This is a genomic window from Streptomyces sp., from assembly GCF_031178505.1.
Classification (GTDB): Bacteria; Actinomycetota; Actinomycetes; order Streptomycetales; family Streptomycetaceae; genus Streptomyces; species Streptomyces gulbargensis.
Window position 1 is genome coordinate 1 of sequence record NZ_JAPSIW010000745.1, and the last position, 3,391, is coordinate 3,391.

General features: G+C 74.1%; 4 protein-coding genes and 1 pseudogene. 4 read left to right on the top strand and 1 reads right to left on the bottom strand.

The genetic code is table 11. From position 1 onward, the window contains the following. Positions 1–429: HAD-IA family hydrolase (locus tag RIF68_RS31575; RefSeq protein WP_309054691.1), on the top strand; the 429-nt coding region annotated here is incomplete at its 5' end. On the opposite strand, the gene RIF68_RS31580 is transcribed toward RIF68_RS31575, so the two are convergent. Further along, positions 413–1,195, bottom strand: a complete 783-nt coding sequence (locus tag RIF68_RS31580; RefSeq protein ID WP_309054692.1) for an ABC transporter permease — start codon at positions 1,193–1,195, stop codon at positions 413–415. The genes RIF68_RS31575 and RIF68_RS31580 overlap by 17 nt on opposite strands. A gap of 265 nt (positions 1,196–1,460) precedes the next feature. On the opposite strand from RIF68_RS31580, the gene RIF68_RS31585 reads away from it, so the two are divergent. The 3 genes and pseudogenes from RIF68_RS31585 to RIF68_RS31595 all read left to right on the top strand — a co-directional run. Beyond that, positions 1,461–2,111, top strand: a complete 651-nt coding sequence (locus tag RIF68_RS31585) for an HNH endonuclease family protein (protein WP_309054693.1) — start codon at positions 1,461–1,463, stop codon at positions 2,109–2,111. A gap of 300 nt (positions 2,112–2,411) precedes the next feature. Further along, positions 2,412–2,828: a DoxX family membrane protein gene (locus RIF68_RS31590; protein ID WP_309054694.1), complete on the top strand. Its 417-nt coding sequence runs from the start codon at positions 2,412–2,414 to the stop codon at positions 2,826–2,828. Positions 2,829–3,053: 225 nt separating this feature from the next. Then, positions 3,054–3,391: pseudogene (locus RIF68_RS31595) on the top strand (hypothetical protein); the annotation flags it as partial.

The following is a 3,391-nucleotide window of genomic DNA, read 5'->3' on the forward strand; positions in this document are numbered from 1 at the left end:
GCCGAGGAGACCGCCGACCTCGACGGGGTCGTTCCCGTCGCCGGCGCCCCCGCCTTCATGGACGCGATCGCCGGGCTCCCGCACGCGCTGGTGACCTCGGCGGACGCGGCGCTCGCCCGGGCCCGGATGGGCGCGGCGGGGCTGCGGATGCCGGAGACCCGGATCACCGCCGAGTGCGTCGGAGCCAGCAAGCCGGACCCGGAGGGCTTCCTGAAGGGCGCGGCGGAACTGGGCTTCGACCCGGCGCAGTGCGTGGTCTTCGAGGACTCCGAGGCCGGTATCCGGGCGGGCCGGGCGGCCGGCATGCGGATCGTGGGCGTGGGCCCGCGGGCGGCGGCGTTCGCACCGGACCTGTACGTGCCGGACCTCACCCACCTCCGCGTCGAGGCGGGCGCCGACGGCACGGTCACGCTCACCGCGCTGCCGTGACCCGGCCCGCCCCCGTCTCCCCCGCCCGCGGCCGGACGATCCGGCCGCGGGCGACGAGTTCCAGGACGGTCGCCGCGGCGACCGCCTGCACCGCCAGCAGCGCGATGAGCACGAACAGCTGAACGGCGCCGGCGTGCAGCGGTGACGCGCCGCCGAGCAGCATGCCGACGAAGGCGCCCGGCAGGGTCACGAGCCCGACCGTGCGGGTCTGGTCCATGCCCGGGAGCAAGGCGTCGGCCGCCGCCTTCCGGGCCACCTCCAGCCGGGCGTCCCGGGCGAGCATCCCGAGCGCCAGCCCGGCCTCCACCTCGCCCCACCGCCCCTCCAGCTCGTCCAGCGAACGCCGGCCCGCGAGGACCGTGGCCGTGAGCGCCCCGCCGACGAGGATGCCGGTCACCGGCACGAGCGTGATGCCCTTCACCGGTACGAGCCCGGTGAGGACGAGGGCGAGGACCACCGGGAGGACGCCGGCGGCGATCGGTACGGCCGCCCACCACCAGCCCCCGCCGGGCGCGGGCACGACCCGGCGCCCGGCCGTGCGTACCGCCACCGCGTACATCAGGACCAGGAAGCAGAGCAGCGGCGGTACGGACCGCACCACCCAGCCGATCACCAGCGAGACGGCCACGAGCTGGGCAGCGGCGCGGGCGCCGGCGAGCAGGGTGTCGCGGGCCCGGCCGAGCCGGGCGAGGGCGACGACACCCGCGGCGGCGGCGAGGAGTACGGCGAGCACCGCGGCGAAGGTGGCGTTCACGTCCAGAAGCACGGGCCCACCTTAGGGGCGTACCCCCCGCTCACCTCTGAAGACAGAAGGGGCGCCACCGCCCGAACCAACTCATATGCGCCGGGCGGAATCTGACGCTCCGCCAATCCTGTCACACCCCTTGATGTGACGTGCTCATGTCGCCACCCTGTTACCTGGCGCACCCCCCACCGAAACCTGGCGCCGCCACGATGACCGGGCCGTCGCCCGGCACCCGTCTCGCGGGGACGGCACACGGCCATGCCCCCGCCCCCTCAAGGGAGTTCACATGCCCCTCCGCAACGTCTACGCGCGTCGAGTCGCCGTGCTCGCCACCTCCGCCGCCCTCACCCTCACCGGACTGCTCGCCACCGCGCCGGCCGCGCAGGCCGCGATGCCCACCCCGGTGAGCGCCGCGACGGCGCGCAGCTATCTGGCCGCCCTGACAGTGAAGGCGGAAGGTTCCTCCACCGGCTACAGCCGGGACCTCTTCCCGCACTGGATCACCCAGTCCGGCGCCTGCAACACCCGCGAGACCGTCCTGAAGCGCGACGGCGTGAACGTCGTCACCGACTCCAACTGCGCCTCCGTCAGCGGCAGCTGGTACTCCGAGTACGACGGTGCCACCTGGACCGCCGCCTCCGACCTGGACATCGACCACGTCGTCGCCCTCGCCGAGGCCTGGCGCTCCGGCGCCAGCAGCTGGACCACCTCGCAGCGCCAGGCCTTCGCGAACGACCTCACCCGGCCACAGCTCATCGCCGTCACCGACAACGTGAACCAGGCCAAGAGCGACCTCGACCCGGCCGAGTGGCTGCCGCCGCGCACCGCCTACCGCTGCACCTACGCACGCGCCTGGGTGCACGTGAAGTACCACTGGAACCTCAGCGTCGACTCGGCGGAGAAGAGCGCCCTGCAGTCGGTTCTCAACGCCTGCTGAAACCTTTCCCCTTGATGGGATCTCACCACACGGACGTCGGGGAGTGAGCCGCGCCACAGGCTCCCCGACGGCCGAATGTTGAACTTGCAAGTATTAATGAGGGGTGCCTAACCTGACGGCCTCATCGGTTCCCGTCCCCCACGGTCCGCTCGTCACCCCGAGCGGGCCAGACCGAAGGAGTCCCCCTTGAGCACCCCGAACACCCCGGGCACCACCGCCCCCGCGGGCACCGCCGGCACCCCGGACAGCCTCGCCGGCCGCCTCACCCGGGCCCAGCCTTACGCGCTCGGCCTCTTCCGGATCGTCGTGGGCCTGCTGTTCGCCTGCCACGGCGCCGCTTCCCTCTTCGGCGTCCTGGGCGGGGCCGTGGGCGGCGGGACGGTTCCCACGGGCGCCTGGCCCGGCTGGTACGCGGCCGTGATCCAGCTGGTCGCGGGCGTCCTGGTCCTCGTCGGCGTGGGCACGCGCAGCGCGGCCTTCCTCGCCTCCGGCTCGATGGCGTACGCGTACTTCAAGGTCCACCAGCCGGAGGCGCTGTTCCCGCTCCAGAACGGCGGCGAGATCGCGGCCCTGTTCTGCTGGTCCTTCGCCCTGCTCGTCTTCACCGGTCCGGGCGCCCTGGCCCTGGACCGCGTCTTCGGCTCCCGCGACGCCGCCGACTCCGGCGCCCACGGAAAGGGCGGCCAGCAGACCGCCCCGGTGGCGGCCCAGGCCTGACCCGAGCGGTCCGCACGCGGCGGCGGCCGGAACCCGAAGGACGGTTTCCGGCCATCGCCGTACCCGCGTAAACCGCCCCGTACCGACCACTCCCCTCCTCCCGCCCCGCGCCCGTACGCCCTCGCGGTCCGGGCCGCCCCCGCCCCCGTATCCGGCCATACCCGGCGATCACCGGCCCCTCTCCGCGACCGGTCGGCCCCGCCGCGTAGTCTCAGGCGCGTGAATCTGCTCGACAGCCTGGGCTCGCTGAGGTCGCTGACCGCGGGCCCGTGGATCTACCCGGTGGTGGCGACGTCGATCCTGCTCGACGTCTTCCTGCCCGTGCTGCCGAGCGGCTTCCTCGTGATCACCGCGGCGACGGCCGCCGCGACCGCCACCGCCGCCTCCACCGGCGTGCCCTCACTGCTGCCCCTTCTGCTCTGCGCGGCCTCCGCGTCGGTCCTGGGCGATTTCCTCGCGTACCGCCTGGCCCGGCACGGCGGGGCACGCCTCGACCGGGCCATCGCCCGATCGCGCCGTCTCACGCTGGCGCAGGAACGTCTCGGCACCGCCCTGGCCCGGGG

What these genes read in the sequence shown, in the direction of transcription:
- RIF68_RS31585 (WP_309054693.1), top strand. Translation starts at nt 1,461, where the DNA reads ATGCCCCTCCGCAACGTCTACGCGCGTCGAGTCGCCGTGCTCGCCACC.